Annotated in this window: 21 protein-coding genes; 9 read left to right on the top strand and 12 right to left on the bottom strand. The window is 37.2% G+C overall.

The annotated features are described in order from the left end of the window. Positions 1 to 264: 264 nt before the first annotated feature. Positions 265 to 1,575, bottom strand: coding sequence for a branched-chain amino acid transport system II carrier protein (brnQ, locus tag NO346_RS09600; protein WP_249571198.1), 1,311 nt, complete (start codon positions 1,573 to 1,575; stop codon positions 265 to 267). A 351-nt stretch (positions 1,576 to 1,926) separates the two neighbouring features. Between brnQ and map the strand changes: the two genes are divergently transcribed. Then, complete coding sequence (map, locus tag NO346_RS09595) at positions 1,927 to 2,721, top strand: type I methionyl aminopeptidase (protein ID WP_005216427.1); 795 nt, start codon at positions 1,927 to 1,929, stop codon at positions 2,719 to 2,721. 26 nt (positions 2,722 to 2,747) lie between these two features. Here the strand turns inward: map and NO346_RS09590 are convergent, their stop codons facing one another. After that, complete coding sequence (locus tag NO346_RS09590) at positions 2,748 to 3,665, bottom strand: LysR family transcriptional regulator (RefSeq protein ID WP_256415036.1); 918 nt, start codon at positions 3,663 to 3,665, stop codon at positions 2,748 to 2,750. Positions 3,666 to 3,719: 54 nt separating this feature from the next. Next, positions 3,720 to 4,145: a guanosine-3',5'-bis(diphosphate) 3'-pyrophosphohydrolase gene (locus NO346_RS09585; protein ID WP_256415035.1), complete on the bottom strand. Its 426-nt coding sequence runs from the start codon at positions 4,143 to 4,145 to the stop codon at positions 3,720 to 3,722. 80 nt (positions 4,146 to 4,225) lie between these two features. On the opposite strand from NO346_RS09585, the gene NO346_RS09580 reads away from it, so the two are divergent. Further along, the gene (locus NO346_RS09580; protein ID WP_256415034.1) at positions 4,226 to 4,549 is read left to right on the top strand and encodes a hypothetical protein; all 324 of its coding nucleotides are present in this window, start codon (positions 4,226 to 4,228) and stop codon (positions 4,547 to 4,549) included. A gap of 51 nt (positions 4,550 to 4,600) precedes the next feature. Here the strand turns inward: NO346_RS09580 and grxD are convergent, their stop codons facing one another. Further along, complete coding sequence (gene grxD / locus NO346_RS09575) at positions 4,601 to 4,942, bottom strand: Grx4 family monothiol glutaredoxin (protein ID WP_004662328.1); 342 nt, start codon at positions 4,940 to 4,942, stop codon at positions 4,601 to 4,603. 163 nt (positions 4,943 to 5,105) lie between these two features. On the opposite strand from grxD, the gene NO346_RS09570 reads away from it, so the two are divergent. Next, a complete protein-coding gene (locus NO346_RS09570) occupies positions 5,106 to 6,320 on the top strand; it encodes an aspartate aminotransferase family protein (protein ID WP_256415033.1) in 1,215 nt (404 codons plus the stop codon). A 57-nt stretch (positions 6,321 to 6,377) separates the two neighbouring features. Here the strand turns inward: NO346_RS09570 and NO346_RS09565 are convergent, their stop codons facing one another. The 3 genes from NO346_RS09565 to NO346_RS09555 all read right to left on the bottom strand — a co-directional run bounded on the left by NO346_RS09565 (position 6,378) and on the right by NO346_RS09555 (position 7,854). Next, positions 6,378 to 6,809, bottom strand: a complete 432-nt coding sequence (locus NO346_RS09565; RefSeq protein WP_004662324.1) for a CBS domain-containing protein — start codon at positions 6,807 to 6,809, stop codon at positions 6,378 to 6,380. 139 nt (positions 6,810 to 6,948) lie between these two features. After that, positions 6,949 to 7,320 (bottom strand): DUF2750 domain-containing protein, encoded by a 372-nt coding sequence (locus NO346_RS09560; RefSeq protein WP_256415032.1) that lies wholly within the window; start codon positions 7,318 to 7,320, stop codon positions 6,949 to 6,951. 300 nt (positions 7,321 to 7,620) lie between these two features. After that, positions 7,621 to 7,854 carry a hypothetical protein gene (locus NO346_RS09555; protein ID WP_004662320.1) on the bottom strand — a complete coding sequence of 78 codons (234 nt, stop codon included), beginning with the start codon at positions 7,852 to 7,854 and terminating at the stop codon, positions 7,621 to 7,623. Positions 7,855 to 8,087: 233 nt separating this feature from the next. On the opposite strand from NO346_RS09555, the gene NO346_RS09550 reads away from it, so the two are divergent. The 6 genes from NO346_RS09550 (at position 8,088) to NO346_RS09525 (ending at position 12,378) form a co-directional block, all read left to right on the top strand. Further along, a complete protein-coding gene (locus NO346_RS09550; protein ID WP_256415031.1) occupies positions 8,088 to 8,447 on the top strand; it encodes a hypothetical protein in 360 nt (119 codons plus the stop codon). Positions 8,448 to 8,554: 107 nt separating this feature from the next. Beyond that, entirely contained in the window at positions 8,555 to 8,884 is a 330-nt protein-coding gene (locus tag NO346_RS09545) for a hypothetical protein (RefSeq protein WP_256415030.1), read from the top strand. 119 nt (positions 8,885 to 9,003) lie between these two features. Further along, the gene (gene ftsY / locus NO346_RS09540) at positions 9,004 to 10,122 is read left to right on the top strand and encodes a signal recognition particle-docking protein FtsY (protein ID WP_256415029.1); all 1,119 of its coding nucleotides are present in this window, start codon (positions 9,004 to 9,006) and stop codon (positions 10,120 to 10,122) included. A 175-nt stretch (positions 10,123 to 10,297) separates the two neighbouring features. Beyond that, positions 10,298 to 10,894 carry a nitroreductase family protein gene (locus NO346_RS09535; protein WP_256415028.1) on the top strand — a complete coding sequence of 199 codons (597 nt, stop codon included), beginning with the start codon at positions 10,298 to 10,300 and terminating at the stop codon, positions 10,892 to 10,894. Between the two features lie 223 nt (positions 10,895 to 11,117). Beyond that, complete coding sequence (locus NO346_RS09530) at positions 11,118 to 11,795, top strand: DUF2057 domain-containing protein (RefSeq protein WP_256415027.1); 678 nt, start codon at positions 11,118 to 11,120, stop codon at positions 11,793 to 11,795. A gap of 61 nt (positions 11,796 to 11,856) precedes the next feature. Further along, complete coding sequence (locus NO346_RS09525) at positions 11,857 to 12,378, top strand: GNAT family N-acetyltransferase (RefSeq protein WP_171295089.1); 522 nt, start codon at positions 11,857 to 11,859, stop codon at positions 12,376 to 12,378. Between the two features lie 126 nt (positions 12,379 to 12,504). Here NO346_RS09525 and NO346_RS09520 read toward each other — a convergent pair whose 3' ends face one another. The 5 genes from NO346_RS09520 to cydP are packed head-to-tail and all read right to left on the bottom strand — an operon-like array spanning position 12,505 to position 15,832. Beyond that, positions 12,505 to 12,801 carry a cyd operon YbgE family protein gene (locus NO346_RS09520; protein ID WP_005160016.1) on the bottom strand — a complete coding sequence of 99 codons (297 nt, stop codon included), beginning with the start codon at positions 12,799 to 12,801 and terminating at the stop codon, positions 12,505 to 12,507. A gap of 4 nt (positions 12,802 to 12,805) precedes the next feature. Continuing rightward, positions 12,806 to 12,907, bottom strand: a complete 102-nt coding sequence (gene cydX, locus NO346_RS09515) for a cytochrome bd-I oxidase subunit CydX (protein WP_002120988.1) — start codon at positions 12,905 to 12,907, stop codon at positions 12,806 to 12,808. 14 nt (positions 12,908 to 12,921) lie between these two features. Then, positions 12,922 to 14,067 carry a cytochrome d ubiquinol oxidase subunit II gene (gene cydB / locus NO346_RS09510; protein ID WP_256415026.1) on the bottom strand — a complete coding sequence of 382 codons (1,146 nt, stop codon included), beginning with the start codon at positions 14,065 to 14,067 and terminating at the stop codon, positions 12,922 to 12,924. Beyond that, positions 14,064 to 15,641, bottom strand: coding sequence for a cytochrome ubiquinol oxidase subunit I (locus tag NO346_RS09505; RefSeq protein WP_256415025.1), 1,578 nt, complete (start codon positions 15,639 to 15,641; stop codon positions 14,064 to 14,066). The genes cydB and NO346_RS09505 overlap by 4 nt, the downstream gene beginning before the upstream one ends. Beyond that, positions 15,641 to 15,832, bottom strand: coding sequence for a cytochrome oxidase putative small subunit CydP (cydP, locus tag NO346_RS09500; protein WP_256415024.1), 192 nt, complete (start codon positions 15,830 to 15,832; stop codon positions 15,641 to 15,643). Before cydP ends, NO346_RS09505 begins: the two co-directional genes overlap by 1 nt. Between the last annotated feature and the right edge of the window lie 248 nt (positions 15,833 to 16,080).

Here is a 16,080-nt window from a genome sequence, read left to right as displayed (position 1 = left end):
CTATATAGATTGAACATTTTTTGAGTGTATTAAGGTTATTTTTATTATGAATAGTGGTGTGGGTTTTTTACAATTTGAAAAAGTTGCTGAAAAGATGTTGTTGTGATTCAGATCAAATACAGTGTGAATAATACGGGTAGAGGTAGATAGAAATAAGATAAAAAATAATTTGTCGTAAACAAAAAATGTAAGTTGGATAAAAGAACATTTTTTGTATAGCTAAAATTATGTTTGGGTAAAACATCATTTTAACGACAAATCATTTTAATTTTGAGAAGCAGTATTGCTAGAGAATCGATCTACAGCAATTGCGATAACGAGTACGACCAATGAAGGCAATAACCAAGCAAGGTTCTGTTCATTCAACGGTAAATTATTAATGAATTGAGGGAGTTGTTCAGAGAATCCAGCCGCTTTGAGTGCTTCAATAATGCCAAAAAGAAAAGCAACAGCAGTAACAGAGCTCACGACAGTTGAAGGTTTATTCCAATATTTCCAGAAGAAACTCATCATAATCACAACAATCGCTGGTGGATAAATTGCACTCAACACTGGAACAGAGAACGCAATTAGTTTTGTTAAGCCTAAATTAGAAATTAATAATGAAAATCCAATTAAGATAAAAACTAATAATTTATACGGTAAGCCTGTTAATTCAGTGAAATACTCTGCACATGCACAGGTTAAACCAATTGCAGTTACCATACAGGCAAGAAAAATCAAACCAGCTAAAAACAACGAACCTAGATCACCGAAGGCGTGTTGTACATAAGCATGCAGAATTACTGCACCATTCGCTGCATTCGCCGCAACTTCATGGCTACCTAATCCAAGTTTAAATAGGCTGATATATACTAGTGTTAAACCTACACCAGCAATTAAACTCGCGATAATCGCATATTTGGTGATCAGCTTTGAATCTGTCACTCCACGAGACTGAATCGCTTGAATAATCACAATACCGAATACTAAGGCACCCAAAGTATCCATCGTTAAATAGCCGTTTACGAAGCCTTCAGAAACAGGACTAGTCACATACTTATGGATTGGTGGAGAAATATAGCCAGTAGGGATAAGGATTGCTGCAATACCAAGAACCGCTAGAGCAGCAATTTTTAAAGGAGCTAAGACGTGACCTACTGTATCTAATAATTTATTCGGGTAAAGCGAGATCACAGTGACAAGTGTAAAATAAATAACACTATAAATCAGTAGACTGCTATTTGATGTACCAAAATATGGAGCAAATCCTATTTCATAAGAAACAGTTGCAGTACGTGGTGTGGCAAATAATGGTCCAACAGACAAATAACAGACAATCGTGAGGAGTAAGCTAAAAAAGCGTCCAAGTGGCGAGCTGATAATTTCAATAGAGCCTTGCATACGAGACAAAGCCATAATGGTAATTACAGGTAGACCGACTGCGGTAATTAAGAATCCAAAAGCAGCGAGCCAAACATGCTCACCTGCTTGTTGCGCAACGATAGGGGGGAAAATAATATTGCCAGCACCAATGAAGAGTGCAAAGGTCATGAAACCGAGAGCAATAATATCTCCTGTACGAAGATGGTTCATAAAAGGGAGGTATAAAATAAAAGTGCGGATTCTAGAACAAATTTGTAGTCATTTGAAACTAATTTTATGTGAAATTTGGTTTATTTTTGTCTAATAAGAACTGATTAAAATCATATAATTAGCATTGGTAAACTTAATTTATTGAAAAGATTTTAAAAGTAAAAAATATAGCCCTTTATACTTTTTTACTATGATGCCGATTGAAATTAAATGTAAAATAATAGCAACCGTTCAATCTTAAAACGATTGAAGATTTTTGTACGACAGCGTACAACTGTTGAAATACGAGATGCAGTACAAAAATGAATCTGCATGTTGCATTAACCTATATTTAAATAAGGAAAATCTCGAATGAGAGCTTCTACTGTGACGATTAAATCTGAGCAAGATATTGAGAAATTACGTATCTCAGGACGTTTAGCGGCACAAGTATTAGAAATGATTGGTGATTATATTAAGCCCGGCGTTTCAACTGAATATTTAGACGATATTTGCAACGACTATATCGTAAATACTTTGCAGGTGATTCCAGCCAATGTGGGATATCATGGTTTTACCAAGACGACATGTATTTCAGTCAATGAAGAAGTGTGCCATGCAATTCCTTCCGCAAAGAAAATTTTGCAAGAAGGCGATATATTAAATATCGATGTTGCTGTAATCAAAGATGGTTATTTTGGGGATACCAGCCGCATGTATTTTGTGGGCGAGCCGAGCCCAGAAGCGAAGAAACTGGTGGAAACAACTTATGAAGCCATGCTTGCAGGGATTCATACGGTAAAACCAGGTGCGACACTCGGTGATATTGGTTATGCAATTCAATCCGTTGCGCAACGTGAAGGTTATAGTATTGTCCGAGAATATTGTGGTCATGGTATTGGTCGTATCTATCATGAACAGCCGAATATTTTGCATTATGGTCAAAAAGGACAGGGCATGACCTTGAAAAAGGGTATGGTATTTACGATTGAACCGATGGTGAATGCTGGTAAACGGCATGTGAAAGAACTGAATGACGGATGGACTGTGGTGACACAAGATAAGTCCTTATCAGCGCAATGGGAACATATGGTTGTTGTTACTGATGATGGTTTTGAGTTGTTAACACCTTGGCCAAATGGAACAGGACACTATCCAGCGGTGTAATGCATTTAAAAAAGAGCTTGAATAATTCAAGCTGTTTTTTTATTCGGTGATTCTGTTAATTGTTCTACTAAATAATCGATAAAGACTCGTACAGCGGGTAATAGACCTCTACGTGACGGATAAACGGCATGGAAAATACCATGTGGGGCAGTCCATTCAGGTAAAACTTTGACCAATTGGCCTGATTTTGTGAAATCTTGTGCAATACTATCTGGTAATAAAGCAATTCCACAATTTTGACTTGCCAATTCCGCGAGCATCAACAAATTCGAACCCATAATGACAGGATTTACTTTAATTTTCTTTTGTTGATTTTCAGGTCCAAATAATAAAAAGTGTTGATCTAGATGTTCTTCGGACATACTGATAATACGATGCTCAGATAATTGTTCTGGTGTTGTTAAATGACCGAATTCATTTAAATAAGCTTGACTAGCAAATAGACGTTGCTCAATTGCTGTAAACTGACGCAAAACTAAATTAGGGTCATCGTCTAGCTTAGAGCGAACACGTAAGGCGAGATCAACGCCTTCGTTAATTACATCAATTCTGCGATTGCTTACCATCATTTGAACCCGAACTTCAGGGTACTTCTTTAAAAAGCTCGGTAATATTTTCGCCATTTGATTTTGTGCAATATCAACTGGAACACTGACTTTAATTACACCGCGTGGTTCGCTACTTAAGTGATTGACAACATCATGTGCAGCTTGGGCTGCATTCATCATCACTTGAGCATGACGATAAACATCCATACCAATATCGGTAACGGCAAAGTGTCGTGAACTACGTTGAATTAAGCGTACACCCAGCTGTTCTTCGAGATTGTAAACTCTGCGACTTAATTTGGATTTAGGAATATCAGTTGCTCTTTCAGCCGCACTAAAACCACCATGTTCGACAACAAGGGCAAAGCAATAAAAATCATCTAAATCCGTTAGCATTACGCTATAAACTCCAGCTTTTGTGATTAGGGTGAATCATTATAAAAGAGATTATTAAACATTTTGGAGTAATAAATCTCGAACCTGTTGGTATTCTTTCAAACGCTCAAAATCTTTGACTGTTGGTGATTGAATGCGAGATAAGTCCATATTGTCATTGATATCTGCTAATTTAACAACACGTGCGATTGGATTTTGTCGCGCTCGTTGAGCTGCTTCTAGACGAGTTTCTCCTTGTTTTTTAGTGAGTGCGACGATTGCGTCAATGATATGCTCTTGAAAACCGAATTGGTATAAATCTTCAATCGTTGTTTCAGTATCTTCTAAAATATCATGTAAAACGGCCACAATTTTATGTTCAATTGTAGGAACATTTAACATGACTCTTAATGGATGCAATATATAAGGGGCATTTGCTTTATCTACTTGCCCTTCATGTTGTTTTGCAGCTAGTGAAATCGCTTGTTCAAGTGTTGCCATAATTTAAATCCCTGTTATTCAGATAGATTCATAGATCGTATTCTTTTAAACTAAATCCAAATTTTCTATGCTTTAAAATTATGACATACCAACTTATAAACGTTATCGATGCGACTCAAAACATAGCATGTCCATATTGTTATCAAGCTGTTTTAGATTGGGAACAAGAACAGTATATTCAGCCGTGTGAGCATACTTTATTCCTGGCTATGGATTTAGGTTTTGAATTTATTGCTGATCGTTTTGAAGCAGTTCTACCACAGTCGGTTGATGAAATTCATGAAGATCCAAGTATGAATATTTATGAGACGATCACTCAGGCAGAATATCCAAACATGCAAATTTACAAAGCCGATTTAGGGCTAGAAGGTATGTTTCGGTATGTTGGTTTTAGCTTAAACTAAAACTCATTGTAATAAAAAAGCCAATCATTTGATTGGCTTTCATTTTTTAGCTTATGCTTCAGGAGCAGGGCTATACTGTTCAACTAATGGTTTTAACTCACCATTTTGGAACATTTCAAGCATGATATCGCTACCACCAATGAGCTCGCCGTTTACCCATAATTGTGGGAAAGTAGGCCAGTTAGCAATTTGAGGTAATGTTGTACGAATATCTTGATTTTCCAAGATATTTACATAGGCAAATGGGCGACCAATTTGGCTAAGTGCTTCAACTGCACGCGCAGAAAAACCACATTGCGGAAATTGTGGAGTGCCTTTCATGTAAAGTAAAACAGGGTGTTTCGCAATTTGATCACGAATTAACGCTACTGTATCACGCGCTTGTTCCGTCATAGATAGATCCTCAACTAATCTTCGTAAATTATATACTGAAAAACAGTTTTGCGGCTATTGCTAAAGATTTTTCTTATATAAATGTGAGTTTGAGCTTTCAATCTACTCAAGTTTTTGCTTATATAACTTTTTTCACCACAACTAATGATAGATTGAGTTTGTTATGACTAATATCACTCTTGCTCCTGTGCAACCTGATCAACCATCACATCTTATGGCAACTTATGGTCGCCAGGCGATCAGCTTTGTACGAGGACGAGGGGCGTATTTATATACAGCGGATGGTACAGAATATTTGGATGCCTTAACAGGTATTGCTGTTTGTGGTTTAGGGCATGCACACCCAGTGATTGCGGAAGCGATTGCGGAACAAGCTGCAACTTTAGTGCATACCAGTAACTTATTCGAAATTCCTTGGCAAACTGCTGCAGCTCAAAAACTTGCACAAGTTTCTGGAATGGAAGAAATTTTCTTCTCAAACAGTGGCGCTGAGTCAAATGAAGGTGCGATCAAAATTGCACGTAAATTTGGTTCTAAACAAGGCATTAGCAATCCTAAAATTATTGTTGCTGAACAATCTTTTCACGGTCGTACTTTGGCGACTTTATCTGCGACAGGCAATAAAAAAGTTCAAGAAGGTTTTGCACCTTTGGTTGAAGGCTTTATTCGTGTGCCATTTGGTGATGTTGAAGCGATTCAAGAGGCAGCTATCAATCATCCAGATATCGTTGCAATCTTGATTGAACCAATTCAAGGTGAAGGTGGTGTCAATACAGCACCGCAGGGTTTTAGTTACCTCGAGGAAGTTCGTGCTTTATGTAATCAGCATAATTGGTTAATGATGCTTGATGAAATTCAAACAGGGAATGGACGTACAGGTAAATACTTTGCTTATCAACATACGAACATTATTCCTGATGTCATGACCACTGCGAAGGGTTTAGGAAATGGTTTCCCTGTGGGTGCAGTAATGACACAGGGTAAAGCGATCGGTTTACTGGGTGCAGGCAGCCATGGTTCAACATATGGCGGGACAGTACTTGGCTCACGTGTGGTTTACACTGTACTTGCTACGCTTGAAAATGAAAAAGCCGTTGAAAATGCAGCCATAGTTGGAGCCTATATTGTTGATCAACTACGAGCTCAATTGATTGATCAAAATGTACAGGTGCGTGGCTTTGGTATGATGATTGGTGTTCAATTACCAAAAGATTGTGCTGAACTAGTTGGTATTGCACGTGATGAATATAAGTTGATTATTAATGTAACGGCAGGTTCAGTGGTACGTTTATTACCACCATTAAACATGACTCAAGCTCAGGCTGATGAATTGTTGAAGCGTCTTGTACCTGCAATTCAAGGCTTTTTAGCAGCGTAATGACGTATTAGTCATACAATAAAAAAGGGCAATTTGAATTGCCCTTTTTTGCGGCGATTAGCCTGAAATATATTGTTGAAGTTGTTCGATAAGAACGCGTTGATCTTCCATTGCAGCTTTGACTAAGTCACCAATTGAAATAAAGCCAACAAGTTTTTCTTTATCTAAAACAGGTAAGTGACGCAAATGGCGATCAGTCATTAACTGCAAGCATTCTTCAACTGTATTGTTTAAACCAACGGTGATGACTTTAGATGTCATAATATCTGACACAGGTGTTGTATTTGATGAACGCTCCATCAATGTCACTTTACGTGTGTAGTCACGTTCAGAGAAAATACCAACTAGCTTTTCATCTTCTGCAACGACTAAAGCTCCCACGCCTTTATCTGCCATAATTTTGATTGCTTCAAGTACAGTCGCATTTGGCGAAATTGTAAAAATTGATTGTACAGCTTTATTTTTGATGACTTGGGCAACGATTGTCATTGTTTATCTACCTCTGTTGTATTGTCATTTTCATTTAACTTAACGGTATTTTTTTTAATTGCAAAGTCCTAAATGCACAACAATGATAACTTTCTCTTGCGAATGTCTAAAAAGTCATCATGGTTTGTGGGCAAATTTATTACCCCATAACTGGTTCTGGCATAAAAAAGAAATGCTGCATTTGTTGTGTCGAAAGTTTGAATTTGCGATGCGAAGAATTAAATAAAGCAGGTTCTACTTGTAAACGCGTTAAGGTTGGTAATAGTGATTCATGAAAATCTTTAGGTGTAATTTTACGTGGTTTATAATTTTTCCAATTTGATTTTGCATAACGGTGTGCTTGTACGCCATTCAACCAAAATGGGAATACATGACCATCGTGATCGGACTTGATTGCCCAACCTTGATGATATAAACCCCAAAGTACGCCACAATACATCATTGTTTTTAGAATTGAAATTTTAATCATCAACTCGCGTGATACTGGTTGGAAATTATTAAAACGATACATGTTCGTAAACTAATTTGATTTAAACTCATGTTTAATTATAAGAAATTTATATGGCATTTATGTTTAAACAATTGATCTAAATCGTAAGCAAATATTCTTTTGGGTCAAAATATCATCTTGATTATTCAATCTTTGCATCAGATAAAATCAATTCAGAAAGACTCTAGAAATATTTTTTTATTAAAGTTAACACTACCTGAGCAAATCAAAGCTTTGATGCAGCGCAAGTTAGACCTTGAGAGGTAGCGATGTTGTACGTTTTAAGGAGGTATTAAAAAACGCCACCTGAGTGACGTTTTCTTATGCTTGCATTGTTGCTAACTTTTGCCAATATTGAGCTTTCAAAGAATCACGTTCTACTCGAAAACCTTGATAATACAGTTCCGCTAAAAATAATGCTGCTTTACCGTGACCTGCTTGAGCTACTTGTTCAAGCTCTTTCACAGCATCTAGAAAGTTTTTTTGCGATTGAATTGTATTTACTGCATTGGCATACACATGCTCTAGTTCATGTTGTGTAAAATGCTGAATCATATATAACTCCTTATTTTAATTATGATTACTTCAGATTCTATTCAAAGATACTTTACTTTGAACTTAAGTCACTATAACTCTGAATTATGAAATAATTATGACAACATTACTTGAATTGTCAAGTATATTGCGTGTCATTATGTAATTTGTAAGCTTACACGATTAAACACTTCTCGCAAATATTTTTAAGTAAAATCAAAGTGAAAATAATAGAAATAGATAAGGAGAATAATATGTCAATTGTAATTGATGGCTTCAGCTTTGATGTACCGCCAGCAGAAAGCCAAATTATTGCTTTAGCTCACCATCACCGTAAATTACTCGATGAGGCAATCTTTCATCAGGAGATTCACTTAGGTGACTATTGTTTAGCACAGCGTAAAAGAGTTTACGATTTCGCAAGTCATTTAAGCCCTGAACAAAAAGATCGGTTTTATGATATTTACAATGGCGAGTTGAAACGTATTGCTGATGATGATGATTTACATCCAGCTGATGCTGAAAGTGGTGTAGGGATGTTTGCTATATTTTTGGCACTTGTGATTATTGCATTTATTTTATATTTCGCCTTTGTCCGTTCGCTGATGAGTTGATTAATATCATATGAGCGTTCAATAAACTTACTAGCGGTGAATTATTGAACGCTACACTTGTTCTCAGCGAGCTAGACACATACACTACATCTAATTCGAGGTAGATTATGCTGTCTATAATTTCTAAACATAAATTTCTACAATCTAAATTGAGGTTGAAAATTGACCAGTTTTATAATGCTTTGGTCAGTATCATTATTTTGTCTATTTTTATCCTTGCATTTTATGCGTTGAAACGTCCTGTCAATCCTTTGCAATATCAACAAGTACTTCAGTTTTCACAGCAAGCCAGTCATCCTAAAACACAACAAATGGCAGTACATATACTGGAAAATTCTCAGATTCGCCGTGAAGATTATTTAAAGCTTTTGAACGCTTATCAATTTGAATCTAGTCGAATCAAAGAGTACCCAGCGATGGCACAAGAAGATGAATAAGTTTTAATCGACTCATTTCTATTTATAAATGAACAGTTTGCCTTAGTCAGGAAAAAGAAATCAATTTGTGCTAGACTGACCATCTTTAAAAAAGCTGCTTTTTTTCTCAAGGAATCGACATGCAACAGCAATCGAATATGCAAAATAAATTCTTGATAAATGCCGATATCGGAGATGACGATGTCACATTACCAAGTTTACCTGCTGTCGATGTTCCCATTATTGAGCCAATAGCTAAAAATACTGTTGAAACGCCATCATCTGCAGTTGTGGAAGAAACATCTGTTCCTGCTGTTACAGAAGAAGCCAAGTCAATGGGTTTCTTTGGTCGTATGAAGGATGGTTTGACTAAAACGCGCCGTAGCTTTACGGATGGTATGGTCAATATCTTAATTGGTGGCAAAGAAATTGATGATGAGTTATTAGAAGAAGTTGAAGAACAGCTACTCATCGCCGACATTGGTGTCGATGCGACCAAAACTATTATCGCGAATCTTACTGAAAGAACTGCGCGTGGAGATTTAATTTATTCGCATGCGCTCTACAAAGCATTACAAGAAGAGTTGGTTGCATTACTTGCACCACGTGTCAAACCATTACATATCGATCCAAATAAATCGCCTTATGTGATTTTAATGGTGGGTGTAAATGGCGTAGGTAAAACGACGACCATTGGTAAATTGGCTAAACGTTTACAAGGTGAGGGTAAAAAAGTCATGCTTGCGGCGGGTGATACCTTCCGTGCTGCAGCGACTGAGCAACTACAAATTTGGGGTGAACGTAACGATATTCCAGTTGTCGCTCAGGGGCATGGTGCTGACAGCGCGTCGGTTATCTTTGATGCTTTTGAAAGTGCGCGTGCAAAGGGTATTGATGTTCTTATCGCAGATACAGCAGGTCGTTTGCAAAATAAATCAAATCTTATGGAAGAGTTGAAAAAAGTTAAACGTGTGATGCAGAAGATTGATGCAACTGCACCGCATGAAATTATGTTAATTGTAGATGCGGGGACAGGCCAAAATGCAATTAACCAAGTGCAACTGTTTGATGAAGCGGTTGGCTTAACGGGTATTACGATTACTAAACTTGATGGTACAGCGAAAGGCGGTGTGTTATTTAATATCGCGAGCCGTACCCATGTACCAATTCGTTATATTGGTGTCGGTGAAAAGATTGATGATTTACGCCCATTCTCAGCAAAGTCATTTGTTGCTGCATTATTTGAAACTGATAAGTAATTAGTTTATGTTAAAAAGACTCCACTCAATGTGGAGTTTTTTTATAGTTCACAAATAGTATTGTTTCAAAAATAAAACGATCTGTCATATTTTTTAGACTATTCCTAAAAAATGTATCGTTATACACTACATTCAATCCAAGATAACGCCTTAAAGGTATAGTAGGAATAACAACATGAGTAATTTTCTAAATAGCATTAAATCACGTCGTACCATTTATGCAATTGGTAAAAATCTTACAGTTGACCAAGCAACGATTGAAGAAACAATTCGCGAAGCAGTAAAACAAAGCCCATCATCATTCAACTCACAAACTTCACGTGTTGTAACTTTATATGGTGAATCACACCATAAATTTTGGGAAATTGTTCGCGAAACTTTACGTAAAATGGTTCCAGCAGAAGCATTTGCAAATACTAGCGTGAAAATTGATAGTTTCTCAGCAGGTTTTGGTACAGCGTTATTTTATGAAGATCAAGATGTTGTAAAAGGTTTACAAGAGCAATTCGCATTGTATGCGGATAACTTCCCAGTTTGGTCTGAACATTCAAGTGCGATTGCACAGTTCGCAACATGGACTGCATTATCTGAAATTGGTGTTGGTGCATCATTACAGCACTATAATCCAATTGTGGATGCCGAAGTGGCTGAAACTTTTGATATTCCATCAAACTGGAAACTACGTGCCCAGTTAGTATTCGGTTCTATTGAAGCGGCTGCTGGTGAAAAAACCTATATGGATGATGCTGCACGTTTCAAAACTTTTAACTAAGTAAATATACGTCTCATTAAAAAGAGCACTCAATGTGCTCTTTTTTTATTTAAGGGTTTGTATTCGCCAAAAGAACTATGGCGCTTAGCATTAGAATTGATGTATATATCTTAAAAAAGCCAAATTGTTGGAATAGACAGTTTTGTTTTATGTCATAAAATGGTCATAATCGCAGAGCATAGTGCTTACGATTTCATAAATTGTTTATATCGAGAAGAGTCTAATGTCTTTAAGAGTTGGTGTTGCTGCTTTCGGGTTATTATTGAGTAGTTCAGTTTTTTCAGCAGTCACAATCACTGCACCTGAAGAAATCGTGATTCTTGCGGTAAATGGTCAAGAAGTAAATAATGGCTTAATTCCTTCAAAGAAAAACAACTATCAGGTTGATCCTGGGAACTTAACGGTAAATGTTCGTTATCGTGAATATTTTGAACACTTAAATGGTGAACACGATATTGTGAAATCTGGTGTGGTAACAATTCAAACAGCAGATCTAAAAGATAATCAAACTTATAATTTGGCACTGGTAAATGCTCCAAAAGACTTTAGTGAAGCAAAAAAATTTGCTGAACAGCCTACGGTTGCTTTATATGATCAAAGCAAAAAACTTGTAGTACAGCAAACTGGTGCAAATAATGAAGCTCAACCGTGGTTTTCAGGTAACAGTTTGCTAGGTCGTACTTTAGATTTAACGCAAAAAAACAAAAATAATGTCGTGAATCAACCTGCACCCGTATATGCAGCTTCGACAACAAGTGTAGCACCTGTTGCTGTAACAGCAACAACGGCAGTATCGGGCAATATAAAAACCACAGATCAGCAACTCGTAGACTTGTGGCAAAAAGCATCAAAAGCTGAGCGTCAAAAATTTATGGCGTGGTTAGCAGGGCAAACGAACTAATTGCTCCACTGTAAAAGAACCGATGTTATCATCGGTTTTTTATTGAGCGTATAAAATAGAAATGTCTTTAAACATTAGAACTGCAAAAAATGATGATGTAGCGCAATTGGTTGAATTAATCAATTTGGCTTATCGGGCTCAATCTGAGCGAAGTTGGACCACCGAAAAAGCATTTGTAGATGGAACACGCATTACTAATGAGCAATTGAATGGAGACTTGAGCCGATCCAATTTTAAACTGTTTGTTGGCGAGAATGAACAAGGTTTGTTAGTTGCTTGTATTGGACTCAGTCTTGATCATAATTCTGTTGAAATTGGAACTTTTGCGATTGATTCATCGGTTCAAAACTTAGGATATGGCAAACAAATGCTCAATTATGTTGAAGCATATGTTGCACAGAGTTGTTCGGAAGTTCGTGATTTAATTATGTATGTCTTGGATGTTCGCTCTGAGTTAATCGCATATTATCAGCGTCGTGGTTATCAAATTACAGGTCATACAGAGCCTTATCCTGTAAATGCAAATGTAGGTCAGCCGTTGGTGCCAATTCAGTTAATTGAAATGAAAAAGACGATCATATAGCCTATTGATTATAAATTAAAAATTTTAAATTACATTGTAATTACTTTGTATGTTATTAAATGATCATTCAAAACGACACAAAAAAGAGGAAGCCATGCTTCCTCTTTATATTTGATTTGTTAAAGATTAATTACCAATCCAAATATAATAGCCTAAGATCATCAGAGGCCATGCAATATAAGGACTAAATAACCATTTCCATAACCAAAATCTTGGTATAAACCCAACACCATGAATAAAACCGCCAGAAATACCGACCATGACGAGCATCAGCATACTGTGGTTGTAGTGACCATTGGCATCTAACATTAATGATGGGTGTACCAATAAAATAGCAGCAAGTGGCAATGCCAACAAAAACGAAACGGTCATTGCAAGCACTTGAGCTTTACTATTCTTCGGTGTTGTCATTGCTTCAGCCATTTTATTATTCCTCATCTAAATCTTGATGGTGTTCGATATAGAGTGCACTGAGTACACCTGCGAAGCATGCCATCAAAATGCCTAGAATCCATGCAAAATACCACATTTCACATCTCCTCATTAGTACAAACTATGTGAATTTTCTTCAATGTGTTTGTTAGTGATGACACCCCACATTTTGTAATAAGACCAAGAGGTATAGATCAAAATGAGAGGAACAAAAATACAAGCAGCAACAGTCATTACACCTAGAGTTTTGTGACTAGAAACAGCATCCCACATCGTTAAACTTGATGTTGGGTCGATACTTGATGGCAATAAGAATGGGAATAATGCAAAACCAGCAGTTAAGATAGCACCCACAATCATCAGACTCGTACCTGTAAAGCTTGCAGCTGCCTTACGTTTTCCAGCACTAAGAATAACCAATAATGCACCTAGGATTGCAACAATTGGTGCAGCCATAGTAATTGGGTAAGTTGAGTAGTTATTCAACCAACCATGGTTTGCATTTGTTACCACTTCTTTTGCAAGTGGGTTTAATGCAGCATTAGTATTAACAGCAGTAGCATAACTATAGCCTGAGATATTTCCAAACAATAACCAAGCGCCAGCCGCTAAGAAACATACAAGGAATGCGATTGCCATAATTTGAGTTGCTTTAGCCGAACGGTTATGTAAATCACCATCAGTACGAAGCATTAACCATGCGCCGCCATGAGCAGATAACATTGACAAACTCACGATACCGCAAATCAGCGCAAATGGATTCAATAATGCAAAGAAGCTGCCTGTGTATTCAGAACGTAAGGTGTCGTCTAAGCTAAATGGTACGCCCAAAAATAAGTTACCAAATGCAACACCGAATACTAGTGCTGGTACAGCACCACCAATGCATAGACCCCAATCCCAAGAAGTACGCCATTGGGTATTTTCTAATTTAGAACGATAGTCAAATCCAACGGGTCTGAGGAATAGCGCAAATAGAACGAGTAGTAATGCCCAGTACATGCCAGAGAAAGCGACAGCATAAACCATTGGCCATGCAGCAAAAAGTGCACCACCAGCGGTAATAAACCAGACTTGGTTACCATCCCAGTGTGGTGCAATCGTATTGATTGCAGCACGTCTTTCAGAATCAGTTTTACCTACAAATGGCATCAGTGCCATTGAGCCCATATCAAAACCATCGGTGAGGGCAAAGCCAATCAGTAATACACCAACCAATACCCACCAAATAATTTTTAGGAGTTCATATTCGATCATGATTGAGCCTCCCCAGTTTTTGCAGCTAGTTTTTCAAAATGATATTTACCAGTGTGCAACGAACTTGGACCTAAACGAGCAAATTTGATCATTAAGTACATTTCAATAATGAGCAGTACCGTATAGAACGCAGCAAGTGCAATAATTGATCCCCATACATCACCTGTGCTTAAAGAAGATGCAGATAGATGTGTTGGTAAAACTTCACCAATAGACCATGGTTGACGACCACCTTCAGCTACATACCAACCTGTTTGAATTGCAATCCATGGTAGTGGAAGAGCAAATAGAGCAAATTTAAGTAACCACGGTTTTGTTTCGGCATTACGTTTAGCGACTGACCACGCAGCCAGTAGGAAAAGTAATAACATTAATGCACCAGAAGCCACCATCGCACGGAACGAGAAGAACAATGCAGCGACATTTGGAATGGTATCTTTAGTTGCTGCTTTGATATGTTCTTCAGTTGCGTCAACAACATTCGGTGTATATTTCTTTAATAGCAGACCATAGCCTAAGTCTTTTTGATTTTTTTCAAATGATGCAAGTAACTCTGGGGACTGATCGCCCGCACGGAGTTTTGTTAATTCGCTATACGCCACCATACCATTACGAATACGGATTTCATGCTCTTTCATCAAGTCATGTAAGCCAGTAACTTCTTTGTCTGTCGAGCGAGTTGCAATGATTCCCATAACATATGGAATTTTAATTGCATAATCGGTACGCATTTCTTTTTGGTTAGGAATACCAAATAAAGTAAATGCAGCAGGTGCGGGTTCAGTGTGCCATTCAGCTTCAATTGCAGCGAGTTTAGTTCTTTGCACATCACCCAATTCATAACCTGATTCATCACCAAGTAAAATGACGCAGAAAGTTGAAGCTAAACCAAAAATTGCAGCAATCGCGAAAGAGCGACGCGCAAAGGGCATATCACGTTTCTTTAGCATATAATAGCTTGAGATGGCGAGTACAAAAACTGCACCTGTGACATAACCAGCAGAAACGGTATGAACGAATTTAACTTGAGCAACAGGGTTGAAAATCAACGCTCCGAAGTCTACAAGTTCCATACGCATGGTTTCATAGTTAAATGCGGCACCAACAGGGTTTTGCATCCAACCATTTGCGATGAGAATCCACAAGGCTGACATATTAGAGCCAATCGCGACTAACCAAGTTACACCTAAGTGTTGAACTTTAGAAAGACGATCCCAGCCAAAGAAGAATAGACCAATAAAAGTCGATTCTAGGAAGAAAGCCATTAAGCCTTCAATTGCAAGCGGTGCACCAAAGATGTCGCCTACATAGTGAGAATAATAAGCCCAATTGGTACCAAACTGGAATTCCATCGTTAAACCAGTAGTTACACCTAAGGCAAAGTTAATCCCGAAGAGTTTCCCCCAAAATTTGGTCATGTCTTTGTAAATTTCTTTACCAGAAATCACATAAGTGGTTTCCATGATGGCAAGAATAAAAGCTAGACCTAAAGTTAGAGGGACGAAAATAAAGTGATACATTGCGGTCATTGCGAATTGGAACCGCGAAAGATCGACCACGCTTTCAGAAATCATCAACGTGTCTCCTGAGTTTTGGACATATCGCCAGCAATACGCTCGGCAACTTCATTGTTAAAATCTTTTGGAATCGTTGGGGCATCAAACCAGATATGTTTAACCACCATGAGAAGCACAACTTTAAGAATAAGAATGATTGTGATCTCTCTGATTAATCTTCGATTTGGATCTTGAGAACTCATGTTCATAGAACTTAGCCTCATATTTTTAAAGATGTTACATATTATTAATTAAAATTTATTAAAAATAAACCTTTAAGGCTTTTAAATTGAATTAATTTTATATTTTATATAAAAATCAATTATTTAAATAAATTTTGGTTAAATTTTGAAAATGTTATTATTACTCAACTAAAATAATATGAATTAATTTAAAAAACTGATTAAAACAGTTGTATTTATATTTTTAAATCTGATTAAAAAGGTTTGATTTATAC

Origin of the sequence: Acinetobacter sp. 5862 (assembly GCF_024494585.1) — a bacterium.
In the GTDB taxonomy this organism is placed as follows: domain Bacteria; phylum Pseudomonadota; class Gammaproteobacteria; order Pseudomonadales; family Moraxellaceae; genus Acinetobacter.
Note: the sequence above shows the minus strand (reverse complement) of the source record. Positions and strands in the feature narration are given on the sequence as shown.